This window comes from Rhizobium sp. SYY.PMSO, from assembly GCF_046840415.1.
Taxonomy (GTDB): domain Bacteria; phylum Pseudomonadota; class Alphaproteobacteria; order Rhizobiales; family Rhizobiaceae; genus Rhizobium.
Map to the genome: position 1 here is coordinate 106,287 of NZ_CP177350.1, position 20,053 is coordinate 126,339.

The 20,053-nt window shown below is 60.0% G+C and carries 17 protein-coding genes and 3 pseudogenes; 3 read left to right on the forward strand and 17 right to left on the reverse strand.

Annotated elements, in window-relative coordinates; genetic code table 11:
- Positions 1-2: 2 nt before the first annotated feature.
- The 6 genes from ACJJVH_RS18785 to ACJJVH_RS18810 form a co-directional block, all read right to left on the reverse strand.
- Entirely contained in the window at positions 3-854 is an 852-nt protein-coding gene (locus ACJJVH_RS18785; protein ID WP_412066229.1) for an ABC transporter permease, read from the reverse strand.
- Positions 851-1,801, reverse strand: coding sequence for an ABC transporter permease (locus ACJJVH_RS18790; RefSeq protein WP_412065710.1), 951 nt, complete (start codon positions 1,799-1,801; stop codon positions 851-853). The genes ACJJVH_RS18785 and ACJJVH_RS18790 overlap by 4 nt, the downstream gene beginning before the upstream one ends.
- A 99-nt stretch (positions 1,802-1,900) precedes the next feature.
- A complete protein-coding gene (locus ACJJVH_RS18795) occupies positions 1,901-3,511 on the reverse strand; it encodes an ABC transporter substrate-binding protein (RefSeq protein WP_412065711.1) in 1,611 nt (536 codons plus the stop codon).
- An 80-nt stretch (positions 3,512-3,591) separates the two neighbouring features.
- The gene (locus tag ACJJVH_RS18800; RefSeq protein WP_412065712.1) at positions 3,592-4,305 is read right to left on the reverse strand and encodes an HAD-IA family hydrolase; all 714 of its coding nucleotides are present in this window, start codon (positions 4,303-4,305) and stop codon (positions 3,592-3,594) included.
- 239 nt (positions 4,306-4,544) lie between these two features.
- Entirely contained in the window at positions 4,545-5,921 is a 1,377-nt protein-coding gene (locus ACJJVH_RS18805) for an aspartate aminotransferase family protein (RefSeq protein ID WP_412065713.1), read from the reverse strand.
- 13 nt (positions 5,922-5,934) lie between these two features.
- A complete protein-coding gene (locus ACJJVH_RS18810) occupies positions 5,935-6,771 on the reverse strand; it encodes a GNAT family N-acetyltransferase (RefSeq protein WP_412065714.1) in 837 nt (278 codons plus the stop codon).
- A gap of 325 nt (positions 6,772-7,096) precedes the next feature.
- Between ACJJVH_RS18810 and ACJJVH_RS18815 the strand changes: the two genes are divergently transcribed.
- Complete coding sequence (locus ACJJVH_RS18815; protein WP_412065715.1) at positions 7,097-7,765, forward strand: haloacid dehalogenase type II; 669 nt, start codon at positions 7,097-7,099, stop codon at positions 7,763-7,765.
- A 17-nt stretch (positions 7,766-7,782) separates the two neighbouring features.
- Complete coding sequence (locus ACJJVH_RS18820; RefSeq protein WP_412065716.1) at positions 7,783-9,057, forward strand: NAD(P)/FAD-dependent oxidoreductase; 1,275 nt, start codon at positions 7,783-7,785, stop codon at positions 9,055-9,057.
- A gap of 86 nt (positions 9,058-9,143) precedes the next feature.
- On the opposite strand, the gene ACJJVH_RS18825 is transcribed toward ACJJVH_RS18820, so the two are convergent.
- The 6 genes from ACJJVH_RS18825 to argE form a co-directional block, all read right to left on the reverse strand.
- Positions 9,144-10,601, reverse strand: a complete 1,458-nt coding sequence (locus tag ACJJVH_RS18825) for an NAD-dependent succinate-semialdehyde dehydrogenase (RefSeq protein WP_412065717.1) — start codon at positions 10,599-10,601, stop codon at positions 9,144-9,146.
- A 17-nt stretch (positions 10,602-10,618) separates the two neighbouring features.
- Positions 10,619-11,659, reverse strand: a complete 1,041-nt coding sequence (locus tag ACJJVH_RS18830) for a tartrate dehydrogenase (protein ID WP_412065718.1) — start codon at positions 11,657-11,659, stop codon at positions 10,619-10,621.
- A 13-nt stretch (positions 11,660-11,672) separates the two neighbouring features.
- Positions 11,673-13,136: an aldehyde dehydrogenase family protein gene (locus ACJJVH_RS18835; protein WP_412065719.1), complete on the reverse strand. Its 1,464-nt coding sequence runs from the start codon at positions 13,134-13,136 to the stop codon at positions 11,673-11,675.
- 133 nt (positions 13,137-13,269) lie between these two features.
- Positions 13,270-13,632, reverse strand: coding sequence for a cupin domain-containing protein (locus ACJJVH_RS18840; protein ID WP_412065720.1), 363 nt, complete (start codon positions 13,630-13,632; stop codon positions 13,270-13,272).
- A 25-nt stretch (positions 13,633-13,657) separates the two neighbouring features.
- Complete coding sequence (locus ACJJVH_RS18845) at positions 13,658-14,581, reverse strand: 2-hydroxyacid dehydrogenase (protein WP_412065721.1); 924 nt, start codon at positions 14,579-14,581, stop codon at positions 13,658-13,660.
- 22 nt (positions 14,582-14,603) lie between these two features.
- Positions 14,604-15,734 carry an acetylornithine deacetylase gene (argE, locus tag ACJJVH_RS18850; protein WP_412066230.1) on the reverse strand — a complete coding sequence of 377 codons (1,131 nt, stop codon included), beginning with the start codon at positions 15,732-15,734 and terminating at the stop codon, positions 14,604-14,606.
- A gap of 256 nt (positions 15,735-15,990) precedes the next feature.
- On the opposite strand from argE, the gene ACJJVH_RS18855 reads away from it, so the two are divergent.
- Positions 15,991-16,893 (forward strand): GNAT family N-acetyltransferase, encoded by a 903-nt coding sequence (locus tag ACJJVH_RS18855; RefSeq protein ID WP_412065722.1) that lies wholly within the window; start codon positions 15,991-15,993, stop codon positions 16,891-16,893.
- A gap of 174 nt (positions 16,894-17,067) precedes the next feature.
- Here the strand turns inward: ACJJVH_RS18855 and ACJJVH_RS18860 are convergent.
- The 5 genes and pseudogenes from ACJJVH_RS18860 to ACJJVH_RS18880 all read right to left on the reverse strand — a co-directional run.
- Positions 17,068-17,995: pseudogene (locus ACJJVH_RS18860) on the reverse strand (LLM class flavin-dependent oxidoreductase).
- A 96-nt stretch (positions 17,996-18,091) separates the two neighbouring features.
- On the reverse strand, positions 18,092-18,427 hold the full coding sequence (locus ACJJVH_RS18865; RefSeq protein WP_412065723.1) for an NAD(P)-dependent oxidoreductase: 336 nt from the start codon (positions 18,425-18,427) through the stop codon (positions 18,092-18,094).
- 152 nt (positions 18,428-18,579) lie between these two features.
- Positions 18,580-18,963 (reverse strand): hydroxyacid dehydrogenase, encoded by a 384-nt coding sequence (locus ACJJVH_RS18870; RefSeq protein WP_412066231.1) that lies wholly within the window; start codon positions 18,961-18,963, stop codon positions 18,580-18,582.
- A 56-nt stretch (positions 18,964-19,019) separates the two neighbouring features.
- Positions 19,020-19,857, reverse strand: a pseudogene (locus ACJJVH_RS18875) (ABC transporter permease).
- Positions 19,782-19,940: pseudogene (locus tag ACJJVH_RS18880) on the reverse strand (ABC transporter ATP-binding protein); the annotation flags it as partial. The pseudogenes ACJJVH_RS18880 and ACJJVH_RS18875, both read right to left, overlap by 76 nt.
- Positions 19,941-20,053: the final 113 nt, after the last annotated feature.

Here is a 20,053-nt window from a genome sequence, read left to right on the forward strand (position 1 = left end):
TCTCATGTGCTCCTGTCTTTGATCCGGCGGGGCAAATTGTCGATCAGCAGATTGACACTGATGGTGAGGCTGGCAATGGCGAAGGAGGGAACGATCACCGCCGGTGCAGCAAAGGGCAGCCCTCCGATATTTTCGCGGACGAGGGCGCCCCAGTCGGCATAGGGAGGCTGCAGGCCTAAGCCGAGAAAAGAAAGACCGGACAACAAGAGGACCACAAAGACGAACCGCAGGCCGAAATCCGCCAGAACGGGGCGAATGATGTTCGGCAAAATCTCCGAGCCGATAATATAGCTGATCCTCTCGCCCCGGGTGCGTGCGACGGTGATGAAGTCCATGGTATTGATATTGACTGCGAGTGCACGGGCAAAGCGATAGGCACCTGGGGTATAGATGACGGCAAGTGTCATGATCAACACGGGAATGGATGACCCGATGGCAGCTACGACGACCAGACCGAACAGCTTGCCTGGAATGGAATTCAGAGCATCGAGAAATCGGCTGAGGATTGTGTCGAACCATCCTCCAATGACGGCAGCAATCATGCCGAGTGTTACGCCGCAAAAGCAGCAAAGAGCGACCGCGGCCAAAGAAATACCGACCGTATATCGGGCGCCCATGAGGACACGCGAAAGCATATCTCGGCCAAGGTAGTCCGAGCCTAGCCACAATTGTGGGCTGACCGGGCCGAAATAGTCCGTATCGACGATATCACCGACGGAATAGGGAATGATATAGGGGGCAAACAGGGCGATGATCGTCCAGCCAAGGATAATGGAAAAGGCCAGAATTCCAATGAGGCTGACATTGTAACCGAAAATTGACGTGGCTCGGGGAGCCAAGCTTCGCGTTGTCATCGGAGCCTCGGGTTCGACAGGATTGCAATGATGTCGGCGACGGTGATCAGCAAGAGGTAGCCAAGACAGAAAATCATCGCGCAACTTTGGATGAGCGGCAGATCGCGAGTGGCGACCGCGTCCACCATCAGCTTGGCGATGCCCGGATAGTTGAAGATGGTCTCGACGATGATGACGCCGCCGATAAGATAAGAGAGCGAAAGTGCAATGGCATTGACGATAGGCCCGAGAGCATTGGGTAATGCGTGCCTGAACACCATGCGGCTGCGTGACGCGCCCTTAAGAAGGGCCATCTCGACATAGGGTGTCTTCAACGTTTCAATCAGCGCCGCGCGGGTCATGCGGATCATTTGCGCCGATATGACGAAAGTCAGTGTTATGACCGGCATGGCATAGATTTTTAGAAGATCGAAAATGGTATGGGCTTCAGTAATGGAGGACAATGCGGGCAGCCAGCGCAGATAGACAGCGAACAACAGCACGGCGAGCGTTGCAACCATGAATTCTGGGACAGATATGACACCAATGGAAATAATGGTGACGATCCTATCGTAATAGGAGCCGCGAAGCATGGCGGAGGTAATGCCGAGCAGCAATGCCAGCGGTACGGAGACAAGAGTGGTTATGGCGGCAAGCTCTAGCGTCGCCAACAGGCGGCCGCCGATCAACTGCGCGACCGGCATATTATTCGCATAGGAGACGCCGAGGTCGCCCCTAACCAATCCAAAAAGCCATCCGAGGAACCGCAGGATTGCCGGCTGGTCGAGATGCATGGCCTTGCGCAATCCTGCAACCGCCTCCGGTGTGGCCGCTTGGCCAAGGAGGATCGAGGCAGTATCCCCTGGTAGCATGCTAGTCGCGAAGAAGACGGCGAACGACACGATCAGCAAGGAGATGGCCGCAATGAAGAGTCGATTGATGACTAAAAAGGAAACCTGGAATTTCAACCAAATTGCTCCTTCGACGTTCTATGAATGGGTGGCGTTGCTGGATGGAGGTATCCCGGAGCGGCGCGAGCCGCCCCGAGGAAGGATGTCCAGCTGGGCTCAAGCCTGTAGCCAGAGATATTCCGCCATCGCATAACCCATCATGCCACCGAGAGGATTGGCTTCCAATCCGTTCACTTTGCTCGAAAGCGCGTCCACGTTTGAAATATAGGCGGGGATGATGGTTCCCGCTTCTTCTGCGATCATCACCTGCATCTCATTGTATATCTGCTTGCGCTTGTCCTGATCGAGCAGGCCGCGAGCATCGATCATCATCTTGTCAAATTTTTCCGACTTGTACTGACTCTCGTTCCACGGTGCATTTGAGGCGTAGAGAAGCGAAAAGAGGATATCGGGCGTCGGGCGCGGATTGATGTTGCCGAAATGGATCGGGGCCTTCAGCCAGTAATTGTCCCAATAGCCATCGGAAGGAACGCGCTGCACGTCGAGTTTCATACCGATGTCGGCTCCGGCGGCTTGGATAATCATCGCCATGTCAATCGATGAGGTTGCCGCGTCGGAGGCGATCACCGGAATGGATTGCCCAAGCAATCCTGCCTTTTGGAAGTGGAACTTCGCTTTGTCCGGATCGAAGCTTTTCGGCTTCAGATCGTTGTTATGGTAAATGCTTGCCGGAGATACAGGCTGATCGTTCGCAACTTCGCCGAGGCCGCGCAAAGCCGATTTGACGATTTGTTCGCGATTGATCAGCAACTTCATCCCATCGACGAAGTCTTTCTTGTTGCCGGGCGCCATATCGAGACGCATGTTGAGGTTGGTATAATTGCCGCTGGTCGTTTTCGACAGCGTAAAGCCAGACTGACCATCAATCAACTTCATCGCGCGCGGGTTGATCGATGCCGCGTAGTGAATGTCGCCCGAAAGCAGTGCGTTGACGCGGGCATTATCGTCGCTGATGGCAAAGAATTCGAAAGAATCGAGATAGGGCTGCCCGGACTTCCAGTAGTTCTTGTTCTTCACGACAACCGAGCGATTGCCGGGGTCAAAAGTTTGGAGGACAAAGGCGCCGGTGCCATTACCCTTGGAAAAGTCCGTCGTGCCGCTGGCAACGATCATGAAATGGTGCAGAGAAAGAATGGTTGGCAGGTCGGCATTCGGGTCGGCCAGTGCAATCTCGACCGTCGATTTGTCTATAGCTTTGAAGCCGGTCATTTGGGCGGCGATCTTGGCGACTTTCGAGCCGACGGCTGGATCGAGATGGCGCTTAAGCGAGAAGACGACGTCGTCGGCTGTGAGCTCCTTGCCGTCATGGAAGGTTACGCCCTTGCGCAGCTTGACCGTCCAGGTCTTCGCGTCCTTGCTTTCGATACTTTCGGCAAGTTCCATCTGGGTGAGGCCTGCCTTGTCCAAAAAAGTCAGGCGGTTATAGAGCGAGCAGCAGCGAACATAGTCTGTCGACAGGGAGGCCTTTGCCGGGTCGAGCGTGTCGGCGGTGGAGGAAGACCAGCCGGCCGCCTTCATATGACCGCCGGATTGCGGTGTTGCCGCTACGGCATCGGTGGCGCGGCCAAGAATGATGCCGCCCGCAGTCGCAGCGACGCCACCTGCCAACATCATCGTCAGCAGTTCGCGACGGGTCGCACCCCGGCGAATGGCATTTTCGATCATGGTGTCGTCCGACGCGGTCCAGTTGATGATCTTGTCGTTCATGTCATTCCCCTTTTTGCTGGTTAGTGGGCAACCCATCTTCGTGGTTCAGCCCAATCGTTGATATCCGTAGTTTCCGTCGGTCAGGCGCGGGCATTCCTCACGGCTTCGGCCAGTCCGGCCATCGAGGTGAAGTGGTAATCGGGCTTGGTGAACTCGGCCGGCTCAATCGTGCCGCCGTAACCCTTTTGCGCATGGCGGCGCTCGATCCAGCAATTCGTCATGCCGAGGTCATGGGAAACGCCGATATCGTGATGCTGACTCTGCGCAACGTGCAGGATGTCCTGCTTGCTGCCGCCGTCCTTTGAGACGAAGCCGAACACCTTGTGGAAGAAGGCCGGATCCGGCTTTTCCGTGCCGGTGTCGTCGGCGGTGAAGGCGGCATAGAAAGGATTGCCGAGCGCTTCCGAAAAATAGTCGAAAGCCCAGCGGCGGGCATTCGTCACGGCGATCAGGCGGTAGTTTTTCGCAAGCTCGGCCATGGCCGCGGCGCTATCCGGGAAAGCCTTCCAGGTTTTTGCCGAATCCCGCAGGCGTATGCCATAGGCCTCTTCTGCCGGCAGTCCGAGTCTCGGCGCAATGGCCAGATAGACACGGACCAGATCGTCGGGAAAGGGGTCGGCATTTTCCGAGTAGCGAGCGGCGCGGTAGAGAGAAAGGGCCTCCTCGCTGTCGATCGTCACATTCGCTTCGGCCGCAATACCCTGCAGGCAGGTCGTCAGGCCACCTTCGAAATCGATCAGCGTGCCGACCACGTCGAAGCTCATGTACTTGAATTCCGGTAGAGATTTCGTCAATTCCATATCCCCAGTTGGTGTCGCGGGGCGGTCTCGAAGGCCGCTCGCGAAAGAATATGCTGTTCCCGACCTTGGATGTTTTTGCGAAAAACCCGAATTTTCGGGACTTCAAGCTTTTGTTAACTAGGATACTGCCAGTTCGGCAGAACGGTTTTCGCCGAATCGACCATGCGGCCCGGCACAAAATTCCGAAATCGGGCTGCTGACGGTATTTCGACCGTCAGTACCGATGCGGGCTGTCAGGCCTTCACCGCCTTGCGGACATCCGGATCTTCAAGGGTCTGATCCAGCGTCTTCCGGGTGCGCTCGACGATTGCATCGATCTCGGCTTCCGTGCAGCAGAGCGGCGGGGCATAACCGATGGCGCCATTGGCGAAGGCACGAATGATCAGCCCGTTTTCCCAAGCGCGGCCGAAGACCCGGCGAGCCGGGACAGCTTCGGCCGGAAGCGGCGTCTTGGCGGCCTTGTCGGTCACTAACTCGATGGCCGCCAGCATGCCGCGCCCTCTGATATCGCCGACCAGCGGATGGTCCTTCAGGGCTTCAAGACCCGCCATCAGCCGTGCGCCGGCCTTGATGCCATTTTCCAACAGGCCGCCTTCGTAGAGTTTCAAAACTTCGAGGCCGACGGCTGCGCTGACCGGATGGGCCGAATAGGTATAGCCGTGCCCGACCGCCGAAGCGCCGGCACCATCGGCGATGACCTGATAGACATGGTCGGCCATGAAGACTGCGCCCATCGGCACGTAACCCGAGGTCAGGCCTTTTGCGGCCGTCATGAAATCGGGAACGATCTCGTCCTCGGAGCAGGCGAACAGCGGTCCGGTGCGGCCGAAACCGGTGATGACTTCGTCGGCGACGAACAGGACCCCGTATTCCTTGCAGAGATTGCGGATCGCCTTCATCCAGCCCTTGGGCGGAACGATGACGCCGCCGGAGCCCTGAATCGGCTCCATATAGAAGGCCGCGATACGATCGGTACCCACCGTCTCGATCTTTTCCTTCAGCGCGGCAAGCGATGCGTTGATGATGGCCTGCGGATCCTGGCCGACCGGGTTGCGATAGGGGTAGGGCGACGGAATTTTGTGCTGCCAGTCGAAGGGAATGCCGAAGCCGGCATGGAAATTCGGCAGCGCTGTGAGGCCGGCGCCGACTGTCGAAGAACCGTGATACCCCTGTTCGACAGAGATGAACTGGTCGCGCTGCGGCTGGCCTTTGGCAAACCAGTAATAGCGAATGAAGCGGATCGTGCTGTCGACGGCGTCCGAACCGCCAAGCGTGAAATAGACATGGTCGAGATCGCCCGGCGCGCGTTCGGCAAGTTCTGCCGCAAGCCGGATGGCGGATTCGGAGCCGAGGCCGAAATAGGCGGTCGCATAGGGAAGATCGCGCATCTGGCGGGCTGCGGCCTCGACGATGGAATCGTGGCCATAACCCGCGTTGACGCACCAGAGGCCGGCAAAACCGTCAATCAGCTGGCGACCCTGTGCATCGGTGACGGTGGCACCCTTGGCCGACGAGAGAACACGCACGCCCTGCTGTTCATGGCCGCGATAGGACGCGACGGGATGGACCAGATGGGCACGATCGAGTTCGATGAGCGAATTGCTGAGCATGATTTTCTCCGGATCAGCCGAGGGCCTGGTTGGCCAGTGCGAAAGTGGTGAAGGTCGAGGTGAGGGCGCGTGTCGGCGCTGGGCGCGCCATGGCGACGCCGCCGCCGACATGGGCAAGCGAATATTCCGAAAGCCAGGTGGCGAGCGCGGCATTGCCGGTATCGACCCTGAGGAAAGCGCCGGTCCTGCTGCTCATGAAATATGCGACAAGCGCCTTGGCGTCTTCGATCGTGGTCGCTGCGACAGGCCCGACAACCTCGCCCCGTCCGAAAGCGCGGATGCAGGCAAAGCCGGTAATCCTGTCATCGCGGCGGATAACGGCGAATTTTCCGATCTCGGCGAGTTTGGCAATCAGCGAAGAACGGTCGGCACCAAAGGCATCCCGGTCGATTGCCGTTATGTCAGCCAGATCGGCTGCGGTTGCAGCCTCTACATGCGCCGGAGCCGTGACCTCGCCGACCATGCCCTGATGCTGGAAGACGCGGCCGGTCTCGCGAAAACCGAGCTTTTCGTAAAGCGGTAGGCCGTCGGCGGTTGCGATGAGCCGGAAGGGCCGTGCGCCGCCAAGGTCAAGCGCCTCATCCATCAGCCGCCGGCCGACACCGCGGCCGCGCAAGCCGGCATCGACGATCACCATATTGATCGTGGCGCAGTCATCGCCATAGGGGGTCATCAATGTCGTGCCGACGACCTTTCCGGTCTCGTCCAATGCGACGACGCCTTGGCTGACACCAAGCACGACCTGCCAGTCTTCCAGACGATGCGGCCAGCCGGCTTCGCGCGAAAGGTGGACTGCGCCCTCCAGGTGCTCGCCTCCGAAGGCTCTGGTTTCAATGTTCTCGACTTGCATGGACAATGCTCTCCCTTTTCCGCCTCAAGTTTCGAGGTGAAGGGACCGGACGATCATCCGAAGGCAGTATCGGCGGCGGTATCTTTCGCCAAAGCAGCGGGGCGGGACCGCATCTTATGCCGTGGGCCGCGAAAAGGGACCGGACAAACCCTTCCGAAAGCCGTTCCGGACAGCCGGATCTGCAAGCAAATGCCAAACCGGCGCCGTGATACGAAACTTTCTGCTTCGGATTCCGGCAAATCAGTCGGCGATGATGCCGGAAGCGGCCTTATGATCGTGTCATCACCCGAAAGGCTCGTTGGGCCATCACGCAAGGACGAAGCGCATGACGACATTCCGCCCGAAATACATCACCTTCGACTGCCACGGCACGCTCATCAACTTCCAGATGGCCGAAGCTGCCCGCGATCTTTACGGTGATCGTCTCGAAGAGCCGGCCATGCAGAAGTTCATCAAGAATTTTGCCGCCTACCGGCTGGACGAGATTATGGGCGACTGGAAGCCTTATGCGGATGTCGTTTACAATTCGTTGGAGCGCAGCTGCAAGGCGAACGGCGTCTCCTTCAAGGATGAAGACGCGAAAATGGTCTATGAGCGCGTGCCGACCTGGGGTCCGCATGCCGACGTTCCGGCCGGTCTTGCCAAGGTCGCCAGGGAAATCCCGCTCGTCATTCTTTCCAATGCGATGAACGACCAGATCCCGTCCAATGTCGCCAAGCTCGGCGCGCCTTTCCACGCCGTTTACACGGCCGAGCAAGCCAATGCCTATAAGCCGCGCTTCCAGGCCTTCGAATATATGTTCGACATGCTCGGCTGCGGCCCGGAAGACATTCTGCATTGCTCGTCGTCCTTCCGTTACGACCTGATGTCGGCGCATGATCTCGGCATCAAGAACAAGGTCTGGGTCAACCGTGGCCATGAACCGGCCAATTCCTATTATGGCTATACGGAAATCGCCGATATTTCCGGTATTGCCGGCGTCGTCGGTCTCTAACGGAAAGGCGCAAGCCGATGAAATACGTCTCCTACTGGCATGATACGGCGCCCTCCTTTGCGGGCGCCGTCGAAGGGCCGATCGAAGGTCACTATGACGTCGCGGTGGTTGGCGGCGGTTTTACAGGGCTCGGCGCGGCACGGCAGCTGGCCATGGCCGGTGCCAAGGTCATCGTGCTGGAAGCGGAGACGGTCGGGTTTGGCGCCTCCGGCCGCAATGGCGGACATCTCAACAACGGTCTCGCCCACAGCTACCTGTCGGCGAAGCAGGAACTCGGCAAGGAGCGGGCAATCGCGCTCTATCATGCGCTGGACGCCTCGATCGATACGCTGGAAGCGGTCATTGCCGAAGAAGGCATAGACTGCAATTTCCGCCGCGCCGGCAAGCTGAAGCTCGCTTCCAAGCCGCCGCATTTCGAAAGCCTGGCGAAGAATTTCGAGGCGGTGCATGCGGAGGTCGATCCGGATACGGCGCTTCTGTCGCCGGAAGATCTGAAAGACGAGATCGGTTCGCCCTTCCACGGCGCCATGCTGTCGAGGAAAAGCGCGATGATGCATATGGGGCGTTACGTCGTCGGCCTCGCCGAGGCGGCCAAGCGGCGTGGTGCAATCGTCGTCGAAAAGGCGACCGTCATCGACATCTCGAAATCCGGCGGGCGGCATCTGCTGAAGACGGCCAGGGGTTCGGTCACCGCCGACAATGTGTTGATGGCAAGCGGCGCCTATACGACGCCGAATTTCGGCTATTTCCGCCGCCGGATCATGGCCGTCGGCAGTTTCATCATCACCACGCGGCCGCTGACGGACCAGGAGGTCGCCGCGACGATGCCGGGCAACCGTACCTGCGTCAACAGCATGAATATCGGCAACTACTGGCGCCTGTCGCCGGACAACCGGCTGATCTTCGGTGGCCGGGCACGCTTTTCGGCCACGTCGGATCAGGGTTCGGATGCCAAGAGCGGCGCCATCCTGCGTGAAAGCCTGACGCGGATCTTTCCGCAGCTTTCGCATGTCGAGATCGATTATTGCTGGGGCGGTCTGGTCGATATCACCAAGGACCGCTATCCGCGCGCTGGTTTCCATGACGGGCTCTGGTACGCAATGGGTTATTCCGGCCACGGGGCGCAGCTCTCGACCCATCTCGGCATGACGATCGCCGACGCGATCCTCGGCCGTCCGGACCGTAATCCCGTAAAGGGGCTCGAATGGCCGGCGGTGCCGGGCCATTTCGGCAAGCCTTGGTTCCTGCCGCTGGTCGGGCTTTACTACAAGATGCTCGACAAGGTTCGGTAACGGGAACGGTCGTTATCATCTGAAAACGAAAAAGCCGGGGCTGTGATTGCAGCCCCGGCTTTTTGTTCGTCTCGGTGGAGGCAGGCTCAGTTAAGCCCGCCCATATGAAACGTCTTCACTTCCAGATATTCGTCTGTGCCAAGCTGCGAGCCTTCGCGGCCAAGGCCGGATTGTTTGACGCCGCCGAAGGGCGCGACCTCGGTCGAGATCAGGCCGGTGTTCAACCCGACCATGCCGAATTCCAGGGCCTCGCCGACGCGCCAGGCGCGTTTCAGGCTTTCCGTATAAAAATAGGCGGCGAGGCCGAACGGCGTGCCATTGGCAATCGCGATCGCCTCTTCCTCGGTCTCGAAGCGGAAGAGGGGGGCGACGGGGCCGAACGTCTCTTCGCTGGCAAGCTGCATCTCGGTCGTGGCGCCGGTGAGCACGACCGGGGCCGTATACTGGCTACCGGCCGGCAGGGTCGGTTTCGCAGTGACGACCTTGGCACCCTTGGCGATGGCATCCTCAACATGGCGGTTGATCTTGGCGATCGCCGCATCGTTGATCATCGGGCCGATCGAAACACCGGCCTCCGTGCCGGGGCCGACCTTCATGGCATCGACCCGCGCCGTTAGCTTTTCGGCAAAGCGATCATAGATGCCGGCCTGCACGAGAATGCGGTTGGCGCAGACGCAGGTCTGGCCGCCATTGCGGAATTTAGAGATGATCGCGCCTTCGATCGCCAGATCGAGATCGGCATCGTCGAAAACGATGAAGGGCGCATTGCCGCCAAGTTCCAGCGACAGCCGCTTGATGCTGTCGGCAGCTCCGCGCATCAACAGCGAGCCGACCGGAGTCGAACCTGTGAACGAGATCTTTCGGACCGTCGTATTGGCCATGATCTCGTTGCCGATTTCCTTCGGCATGCCGGTGACGATATTGACGACACCGGCCGGAATGCCGGCCATTTCGGCCAGCACGCCAAGTGCCAGTGCCGAATAGGGCGTGAATTCCGAGGGCTTGACCACGACAGTGCAGCCCGCTGCGAGCGCCGGGGCGATTTTTCGGGTGATCATCGCATTCGGAAAGTTCCAGGGCGTGATGATGCCGCAGACACCGACCGGTTCCTTCAGAACGACGATGCGGCGGTCGGGCGTCGGCGATGGGATGGTCGAGCCGCCGATACGGCGCGCCTCTTCGGCGAACCATTTGACGAAGGAGGCGCCGTAACGGATTTCGCCGCGCGCCTCGTCCAGCGGCTTGCCCTGTTCGGTGGTCAGGATTAGCGCGAGTTCTTCCAGATGCGCATGCATCAGGCCGTACCAAGTTTCGAGCAGCGCGGCGCGTTCGGCATGTGTCTTCTTTTTCCATGCCGGATAGGCCTTGTTGGCCGCTTCGATCGCCGCGCGTGTCTCGTCACCGCCCATGTCGGGAACGGTGCCGATCACCGCCTGGCTGGCCGGATCAAGGACGTCGACCGTCTTGCCGGAGCCGGCGGCAACCCAGCTGCCGCCGATCAGGCCTTGCTGGCGAAACAGGGAGGGGAGCTTCAAATTCTGCATGTGTGCGGTCCTCGAATTCAGAGTGCAGCGAGCAGAGCTGCGGTAATGGCATCCGTCTTGTCCTTGCCGGGGACCGTGCCGATGCCGCTTGCGGTGACGGCCTCGATCGCCTTCATGACGGCGGCAGCGGCGCCCTTTTCGCCGAGATGATCGAGCATCATGGCGCCCGACCAGACAGTGGCGATCGGATTGGCAATGCCGAGATGGGCAATATCCGGTGCCGAACCATGCACGGGTTCGAACATGGAGGGCGCATTGCGCTCCGGGTTGATATTGGCGGAAGCCGCAAAACCGAGGCCGCCCTGGATCGCCGCGCCGAGATCGGTCAAAATGTCGCCGAACAGGTTAGAGGCCACGACCACGTCTAGCGTTTCCGGCGCCATGACCATGCGCGCCGCCATGGCGTCGATGTGATAGCTGGTGACCTCGACATCCGGATATTCGGCCGAAAGCTGTTTCGTCACGTCATCCCAGAACACCATCGAATATTTTTGCGCATTCGACTTGGTGACCGAAGCGAGCTTCTTGCGCCGTGCGCGGGCCTGTTCGAAAGCGAAGCGCAGGATGCGCTCGACGCCCTTGCGGGTGAAGATGGAGGTTTCGACGGCCACTTCGTCCGCCGTGCCCTGGTGGATACGGCCGCCGGTACCGGAATATTCGCCCTCGGTGTTTTCGCGGATGCAGAGAATATCGAAAGCGGTCGTCTTCAGCGGTCCCTCGACGCCGGCAAGCAGCCGGTGCGGGCGGATATTCGCATATTGGACAAAACTCTTGCGGATCGGCAGGAGCAGACCGTGCAGCGAGATCGAATCCGCCACGTCTGCCGGCCAGCCGACCGCGCCCAGCAGTATGGCGTCGAAGCTGCGCAGGGTCTCGATCCCGTCCGCCGGCATCATCGCGCCGGTTTCCTTGTAGAAGGCGCAGGACCACGGGAAATTCGTGCCTTCGAGGCTGAAGCCATGCGTGCCGGCGGCCTTCTGCAGCACGGACCATGCCGCGGAAACCATGTCTTTGCCGATCCCGTCGCCGGGGATGAGAGCAATCCTGTGTATTGTCATGTTTTCAAAATCCTCAAAGACTGATCAGGACGCTTTTGCTCTTGCGATTGGCCTGAAACGCTTCCCGGCCGAGATCCTTGCCGATGCCGGATTGTTTGTAGCCGCCGGTTGGCAGGATGTGGTCGCGCGAGCGGCCGTAACGGTTGACCCAGATCGTACCGGCCTGCAGCCTTCGCGTCAGGCGAATGGCGCGCGACAGGTCGCTGGTGAAGAGGCCGGCGGCGAGCCCGTAGCTCGGATGGTCGGCGAGGCTCATTCCCTCGTCTTCGTCCTCGAAAGTCTGCAGCGTCAGGACCGGCCCGAAGATCTCTTCGATGACGGCGGGAGAGTTCTGGTCGATGCCGGCGATCAGCGTCGGTGAATAGAAATATCCCGGCATGTCCATGGGGCGCCCGCCCGTCAAGCATTCGGCGCCGGCGGAAACCGAGGCGCCGATAATGTCGTCGATCCGCTGGCGCTGCCTCTCGGAGATGATCGGCGAATACTGGCTCGCGGCATCCCAGGTCGGTCTCGGAACGATACCGGCCATTTTCTTGAGGATCGCCTCGATCAATTGGGGGGCGACGCTTTTCTCGACGATCAGGCGCGATCCGGCGACACAGGCCTGGCCGGCATTGCTGGTGATGCTCGCGGTCACCGCGGCAGCCGCCTTGTCGATATCCGCATCGGCGAAAACGAGCTGCGGGCTCTTGCCGCCAAGTTCCAACGTCATCGGCTTGATTCCGGTGCGGGCGATATTTTCCATGATCGCCGAGCCGGCGCGGGTGGAGCCGGTGAAGCTGACCTTGGCGATATCCGGATGGCCGGTGATCGCATTGCCGGTCACCATGCCGTCGCCGAGCACGATATTGATCAGCCCGGCCGGAATGCCGGCCTCGACGGCAAGCTCCGCCAGCCGAAGGGTCGAAAACGGTGTCATCTCGGACGGCTTCAGCACGACGGCATTGCCTGCCGCAAGCGCCGGGCCGAGCTTCCAGGCGGCCATATTGATCGGGAAATTCCACGGCGTGATGGCACCGACGACGCCATAAGGCTCGGTCATGATCATGCCGAGATTGCCGTCATCGGTCGGCACGAGATCGCTGCCTTCCTTATCGGCGAATTCGGCGAAGAAACGGATCTGTTCGGCCGAAATGCCGATATCGCCATCGACCAGATGGCCAACAGGCCGTGTCGAGGAGACGGCTTCAAGCTTTGCGAGTTCGACGGCGTTCCGTTCGATCAGATCCGCCCAGCGATGCAGCGCCTTCAGCCGCTCGCGCGGACGAATGCCGCCCCAATTGCTGACCTTCAGGGCATTCTTGGCCGTCTGCACGGCCTGATCGACCAGATCGGGATCGGCGATTGGACAATCGGCATAGGCCTTGCCATCGGAGGGGCGATGCATCGGAATGCTGCCCTCGGCGGCCTCGAATTTGCCTCCGATAAAATGTCCTATAGGAAGTGCCAGGCTGTCGGGATCGAAACTAAGGCTCATCGGTTCATCTCCGGTCATCTGACGGGAATGCTACCGTATCGGCAGATCTGCGTGATCCGGTAGAGGGAATTGGCGCGGCTGAAAAATCCGTTTTCGCCGCGCCATACGGCGTATTGTTTGGCAAGATGCCGGATCATGCCTCGGGCGTCACGACGAGGTAGATCTTGCGCACCGTTTCGATCGTTTTCCAGGTGCCGACGAAGCCCGGCTTCATGACGAAGCTGTCGCCCGCCTTGTAGATCACCGGCTCACCATCCTTCGGCGTGATTTCGACGACACCCGAAATGATGTGGCAGAATTCGAAGATTGTTCCCTTGATCGAATGGGTGAGGCCGGGTGTTGCCTCCCAGACGCCGGTGCGGACGAGTTCGTCATGGGAGGCGTCCTGTGCCCAGGTCTTGAATTCCGGGCTGCCGGAGATCAGCCGTTCGGCTGTCGGCTTGTCTTCCCGCGGTGCGAAGGACGGGTCGTGTTCGATGGTCTTGAGAAGCGACATTACTGTTCCTTTTAGGGTTGGGTGTTCAATAACCGCGTCGGCGATCGACGAGGCCGATCGGATCGAGCCCAGCGCGCAGCCGCTTGATATTGTCCGCGACGGCACGGGCTGCGGTCTGGGGTTGGGTGACGCTGGCGGTATAGGGCGTGATGATGATTCGCTCATGCCGCCAGAGCGGATGACCGGGCGGCAGAGGCTGCGGGTCCGTCACGTCGATAACGGCGCCGGACAGATGCCTGCTGTCGAGTGCATCCAGAAGCGCCTGATAGTCCAGCTGTGGTCCGCGGCCGACCTGAACCAGGCCTGCACCCTTCGGCAGCTGGCGGAGAAGCCTCGCATTGAGAAAGCTGCGCGTCTCGCCAGTGAGGGGAAGAAGGCAAATCAGGATATCGGTTTCAGCCAGCATCGCTGTCAGGCCCGATGGGCCGCTGAAACAGCGGACCCCGTCGATATCGCGGGTCGAGCGGCTCCATCCGGCAAGCGGAAAGCCGAAAGGTTTCAACCGGTCGAAGGATGCCTGGGCGAGGCTGCCGAGCCCCAATATGCCGATCCGGCGGTCACTCGCCTGCATGGGCGGCAGGGACTGCCAATGCTCTGTCTTCTGCTGCTGGATATAGACGGGCCAGTTACGGTGCAGAGCCAATACGCCGAGCGTGACATATTCCTGCATCATGCGGATAATGCCGTCCTCGATCATCCTGACGATCCGTATATGATCGGGAATCTGGGCCGTCTGAAACTGGTCGACGCCGGCGCCAATCGAAAAGATCGCTTCCAGATTGCGGTAGCGCTCCAGATCGGATGGCACCGTCCAGGTGATGATATAGCGGACGGCGTCCGGATCGACCGAAGCGGCATCCATGGAAAACGGCAGGTCCGGCAGTTCGCGGGCGAAGATGTCGCGAAAGACCTGGCCGCGGGCGGCGTCCGAGTTGAAGAGGAAAGTCATTCTGTGCTCCGGTTCTTGGCCGTCATGTTTCTGCTCGGCACCTGTCGCCGAGGGCTTCGATCATTGCCTGGCAGGCGGCGAGTTCGCCGGTCTTAATAAATTCATTCGGCTTGTGCGCCCGCGCAATGTCGCCGGGCCCGCAGATGATCGCATCCATGCCAGCCTGCTGGTAAAGGCCGGCCTCGGTTCCATAGCTGACGGCGGCGAGCGGCGCATATCCCGTCAGATCCCGCAGGAGGCCGGCGAGCGGCGAGGTGGGAGGCAGAAGCAGAGCCGGATAGCTGCTCAGGTTCTCCCAATCGACGCCAAACCCCTTGGCCGCCAGCTTTTCGGCGGCGGCGTGCATCGGCTGGAGCAGGGTTTCAGGGACGGCGGAAGAGATGGCACGTGCCTCCAGTTCGATGCTGCAAAGCTCTGGAATGATGTTGACGGCCTGGCCGCCGCTGATCCTGCCGATCGAAAGCGACGAATAGGGTGGCTCGAATTCCGCCTCGAACGGGCCTTGTGCCAGCGCTTCGGCTGCGGCAATGGCGGCCTGCTGCACTTCGGTCATGGCATGGATGGCATTGAGGCCGAGATCTGGCCGCGAGGAGTGGCCGGAACGGCCTTTGAGTGTCAATCTGGCGGCGGCCTTGCCCTTATGCGCCAGGATCGCCCGCATTCCGCTCGGCTCGCCGATGATGGCGCCAAGGGGAGACCTGCAGAGATCGGGCAGGCGGACCAGCAGGTGCGGCACGCCGCGGCAACCGGCTTCCTCGTCATAGGAAAAGGCGAGATGGATGGGACGGGAAAGCGGCCTGGAGATCATTGCCGGCACTGCAGCAAGAACGGCCGCCATAAACCCCTTCATGTCGCTCGTGCCGCGGCCGTAGATCCTGTCATCCTCGATCCGCGTGCGAAAAGGATCGCTGTTCCAGCCGGCCTCGGCGGCAGGCACGACATCCATGTGGCCGGAGAGGATATAACCTGGCCGGTCATCCGGGCCGATCGTCGCCAATAGATTTGCCCTGTCGCCTTCCGGACCGGGCAGGACATGCGCGCGTATACCGAGGGATTTAAGATAATCGGCGATCCATTCGACGATCTCGCCATTCGGCGTGCCGACGACGGACGGAAAGCCGACCAGCTTTTCCAGAATCTCCAGGACGCGCATCGCCATCGTTTCTGCCTCCAGATGCTATGAACTTGCCTCCGCGAACCGGGGCTTGCGCAGAGCAGGTGCACCAATCTCAAGGATCAAGGTTAGAGTGATGCAAATGAAATGGCTGCCGAAAGCGGAAGGGATACGGTCAAATCTTGTGCTGCATCGTGCTTCAGCAGTGAAATGTTTCGCCGAATGGTGGTTAGGATGACTGTCGGGATATCCGGACGTACGATCCGGAACAGGGTGTGCCGTCTCGGCTGGGTGAATGATGGATAGCAATCTGCCTCAGGCATTGAATGTCGATAATTTCGAGATGCGCTTCGCCGATGTTGCGAATGTCGAGATGGCGCAGTTGCAGGCCCTGTCGATTTCCGTCGGCTGGCCGCACCGGGCTGCCGACTGGCAGCATCTTCTTGATATCGGCAAGGGCTATGTCGCGCTGGACGAGATCGGCCGGGTCGGCGCCTCCGCCATGTGGTTTCCCCATGGCGAAGGCTTTGCCACTTTCGGCATGCTGGTGACGTCACCCAGGCTGCAGGCCAATGGAGCCGCCAAATGGCTGATGCAACGGATCATGACCGATTGCGGTCACGACTGTGTTCGGCTGAATTCGACGCGCGAAGCGCGGCGGCTTTATGTCTCGCTCGGCTTCATTCAGAAGGGCACGGTCTATCAGTGCCAGGGAACCGCACTTGCGCCGGCGCCGATTGCGCCCATAGAAGCCGGGCTTACTCTGAGGCGGCTCGATCGCAGCGATCTGGAGGCGATCATCGCGCTCGATGCGCCCGCTTTCGGTGCGGCTCGCCGCCAGCATCTTCTACGGCTGTTCGACAGTTCCATCACCTATGGTATTTACGAAAGGGACAGGCTGCGCGCCTATTCGATGCGCCGCCGTTTCGGACGCGGGCATGTGGTCGGCCCGGTCGTTGCCACCTGCGATGCGGATGCGATCCAAGTCACCCACCCTCACATCGCCGCCCATGTCGGCGGTTTCCTGCGGATCGACACGCATTTCGACAGCGGTGCCTTTGCATCCTTCGTCCAGCAATGCGGCCTCGGTGTCCACAATACAGTAACGACCATGGTGATGAGGGAAGACGCCGTTTACGGCACGGGACGAGACGGCGGCCCGATTGTCTATAGTCTTGCCTCGCATTCTCTGGGCTAACATGGCGCGCCACATCTTGTCGTCCGTTCAACATGCGGGATTTAAGGCAGTTTCTTGCTTATCTTCACCACGACCCCTCGATGATACCCCGTAGACGCACGCACTGGGGTGCGGTTGTAGCCGCAGGCAATGGCAGGCGGGCGTGTTTCCGGACCTGCTGCATGGCTCTGGCCACTATCGCAGGAGTGGTAGCAGCCGGTCGCCCTGACGCTTGATCTCCTGCAGATACGGAGTGTCCGACAAGATAAAGTGCTTAATGCCGAGATCTTCATACTTGCGAAGCGATCGAGCCACATCGTCAGCTGATCCGCCGTGCCACGTGGTGCCAGCACCACCGCCCCCAAACTTGCCAGGAGCGGTATAAAGATTGTCGTCAAGCACATCGTCGCGCTTGTTGAGGTCAAGCAACCGCTGCTGACCGACCGCACCTGCCTTATGGTCGCTCCAACTGCCACTCCTTCCCTCAGCCATCGCCGCGACCCGCGCTTCGGCATCAGCCCCAGAACAGCTGGACGTCGGCCTCGGTCGCGGACACTCGTTAGGCGGCTTGCGACGCGCCGCCGAAGTAAATCTTCGGATGGCAGCGATCTCTCTGTACTTGGAGCCGGGGCGCCACTGTGGAGCCCGTCACGTGGAAATGATCACCGGCGAATGTCACATTCTCTTCGGTCCATAGCCTGCGGATCAGTCGCATGAACTCCTTCGTTCGGGCGTAGCGCTGCGACTGATCGCCTTCGTTGTCCCCATAAGCAACAAGATCATCCTGACCGGAGACAACGTTGACCCGAACGCGACCGCCGGTCAGGTGATCAAGTGTCGCGGCGGCGGACGCGAAATTCGCCGGGCGCTAATAGCCGGGGCGCACAGCAATCAATGGCTCGAACGTGTTCGTGCGGGCGGCAAGCGCTGCTGCGATCGTAAACGTGTCCAGGCGGCCCCAGCCGGTTCCGATCAGCGCCCCTTTCCAGCCGTGATCCTCGAGTGCCTTGGCTTGGGCAGTCAACGTATCCAGACTGTTGTGATTATCGGCGGCTGCATCACCCCTGTGGCCCGCCTTGACGTCGTTTGGAATGTACCACAGAAATTCGGAGCGATTGGTCATGACGTCACTTTTGGTTGGTGCAGATTGGGTTGTCGAAAGTCGCGCATTATCAGGCAGCCGCACGATTTTGCAGCCGGCCTTCATCGAGAAGGACCCTTACCGTCCTTGCTGCATTGGTACGCATTTCGACCGCCGCATGATCGGAATAGAATGCAAATGGGGAGTGATGATAAGCCGGCCGGCAAGCCAGTCCTCACGGCTTCGCCATGCCGACAGCAGAGAATGCTGGCCGGGCGGTTCCTGAGCGAGCGTGTCGATTGCCGCCGCCGCAAGACGGCCGCTGCGCAATGTAGCTTCAAGGAGCTCTCCGCGAGCGGTGTTGACGAGGATGGCTCTGGGTTTCAGGCAAGCGAGGCCGCCGGTGTCGGTCGTTACCGGACAATGAAGTGTGTCGACGTCTGACTGGCCGAGAATATCGGCAAGGTGTTCCACGCGCTCGTAACCGACAGCTTTTTCATGGCCGACGGCTGACCGGGATCATGAGGATGCGGAAGCCGAACGGCTTCAGCCGATTGACGACCGCCGTGCACTCCGGCCAACGTCGATGATGCCGACCGTTGTCCGGTTCGAACGGGGAAGTGGCTTCAGGCTATAGATCTGCCAGCCGGACTTATAATCGCGGGCGCGCGCACCGTGTTCCCAAAGGCGCCATGGAGCGAGAGGATCATGGCGATCGCGTGGTCGGCAACTTCCTCGGTGCCGTAATCGGGATTGTTGGCGAAGGGAATGCCTGCGTTTGCCAATGCCGCCAGGTCGATCTTTTCATAGCGGACGTCATAGCGCACAACGCCCCGGCAGCGCCGCAGGCGGGATATGCTTTGTGAGGTGAGCCGCGCGCCCCAAACCATCAGAGCGTCCAGTCTCGCGAGGCGATCGGCGTCAAACAGATCCTCATCTGTTGTTGCGAAGAAATCGATTTCGACGTCGTTCCCGAGCACTTTGGCCTCAAGGTCCGGCCTTCCGATCATATGGTCAGTTATGCCGACCACATATTTTTCTGGATTGTCATCGTCCGTCAGCCATTCTAGCGCGTCATTCCCCACTTCAGGATCGTGTGCGCTCCAGCTGCCGAAACAGGACATTCTCGACGAGAAGGCCGAGGATGACCGTCATAAGGCCCGCGAACACCCGGTCGGTGTAGAGTTCGTTGCGGTTCTGAAAAATATACCAGCCGAGCCCGCCACGGCCAGAAGATGCGCCGAAGACAAGTTCTGCGGCAATCAATGTCCGCCACGCGAAGGCCCAGCCGATCTTAAGACCGGCGATGATCGACGGCAGGGCTGCCGGCACAAGAATAAGGAAGACGTAGCGCAACCCGCGCACGCCATAATTGCGGCCTGTCATGCGTAGGGTCTCCGGCACGCTGGTGAACCCCGTATACATGTTGAGCGCGAGCGGCCAGAGTACCGAATGGATCAGCACGAAGATCAGGCTTCCCTGGCCGAGCCCAAACCACAGCAGTCCGAGCGGTCGGAGCGCGATCGGCGGTAAAGGATTGAGCTGGACGTCAACGTGGACAAGAAATCGCGGCCGAACTGGCTGGATACGGCAAGCGATGTCAGCACGAATGCCTGAATGACCCCTGCAATGTATCCTTTCGCCAGAATATCGATGGAGTTCGCTGTCCGGCCAGGCAAGACCCCGTTGGCAAAATCCTCGCAGAACGCTTGAAGTGTCTGTGTGAACGACGGCAGGAGAAGGTCATTTTCCTGAAGTCGCGCGACAATCTCCCATCGGGCAGCGAGAAAGACCAGGATCAAGCATTTTCGCAGCCAGGCAGTTGCCAGAGGCGCTGTGGCGCCGACACGCGCCGCTCGATGGAATGGGTGGCGAACAGCAGGGTAAACCGCACGTCTTCCCACAGTGTTAGCAGCTCTTCCTGCATCTTGCGCCGGGCCAGGGCCTCGAGCGCGGCGAAGGGTTCGTCCATCAGCAGGAGACGCGGCTAACCTGGTAGTGTTTTGTTCGCGCTGGCGGATTAGGATTAAAATTTCGCACAAGCGACGAGAAGTCGAAAATTTATCCGTTTACATTCTTGCAGGGCGAGTTGCTTGGGTT

Coding starts and splice junctions, on each gene's coding strand:
- ACJJVH_RS18825 (WP_412065717.1), bottom strand. CDS start 10,601: ATGCAGAATTTGAAGCTCCCCTCCCTGTTTCGCCAGCAAGGCCTGATC.
- ACJJVH_RS18810 (WP_412065714.1), bottom strand. CDS start 6,771: ATGCAAGTCGAGAACATTGAAACCAGAGCCTTCGGAGGCGAGCACCTG.
- ACJJVH_RS18830 (WP_412065718.1), bottom strand. CDS start 11,659: ATGACAATACACAGGATTGCTCTCATCCCCGGCGACGGGATCGGCAAA.
- ACJJVH_RS18845 (WP_412065721.1), bottom strand. CDS start 14,581: ATGACTTTCCTCTTCAACTCGGACGCCGCCCGCGGCCAGGTCTTTCGC.
- ACJJVH_RS18805 (WP_412065713.1), bottom strand. CDS start 5,921: ATGCTCAGCAATTCGCTCATCGAACTCGATCGTGCCCATCTGGTCCAT.
- ACJJVH_RS18855 (WP_412065722.1), top strand. CDS start 15,991: ATGATGGATAGCAATCTGCCTCAGGCATTGAATGTCGATAATTTCGAG.
- ACJJVH_RS18870 (WP_412066231.1), bottom strand. CDS start 18,963: ATGATCGGAAGGCCGGACCTTGAGGCCAAAGTGCTCGGGAACGACGTC.
- argE (WP_412066230.1), bottom strand. CDS start 15,734: ATGCGCGTCCTGGAGATTCTGGAAAAGCTGGTCGGCTTTCCGTCCGTC.
- ACJJVH_RS18820 (WP_412065716.1), top strand. CDS start 7,783: ATGAAATACGTCTCCTACTGGCATGATACGGCGCCCTCCTTTGCGGGC.
- ACJJVH_RS18785 (WP_412066229.1), bottom strand. CDS start 854: ATGACAACGCGAAGCTTGGCTCCCCGAGCCACGTCAATTTTCGGTTAC.
- ACJJVH_RS18835 (WP_412065719.1), bottom strand. CDS start 13,136: ATGAGCCTTAGTTTCGATCCCGACAGCCTGGCACTTCCTATAGGACAT.
- ACJJVH_RS18795 (WP_412065711.1), bottom strand. CDS start 3,511: ATGAACGACAAGATCATCAACTGGACCGCGTCGGACGACACCATGATC.
- ACJJVH_RS18815 (WP_412065715.1), top strand. CDS start 7,097: ATGACGACATTCCGCCCGAAATACATCACCTTCGACTGCCACGGCACG.
- ACJJVH_RS18840 (WP_412065720.1), bottom strand. CDS start 13,632: ATGTCGCTTCTCAAGACCATCGAACACGACCCGTCCTTCGCACCGCGG.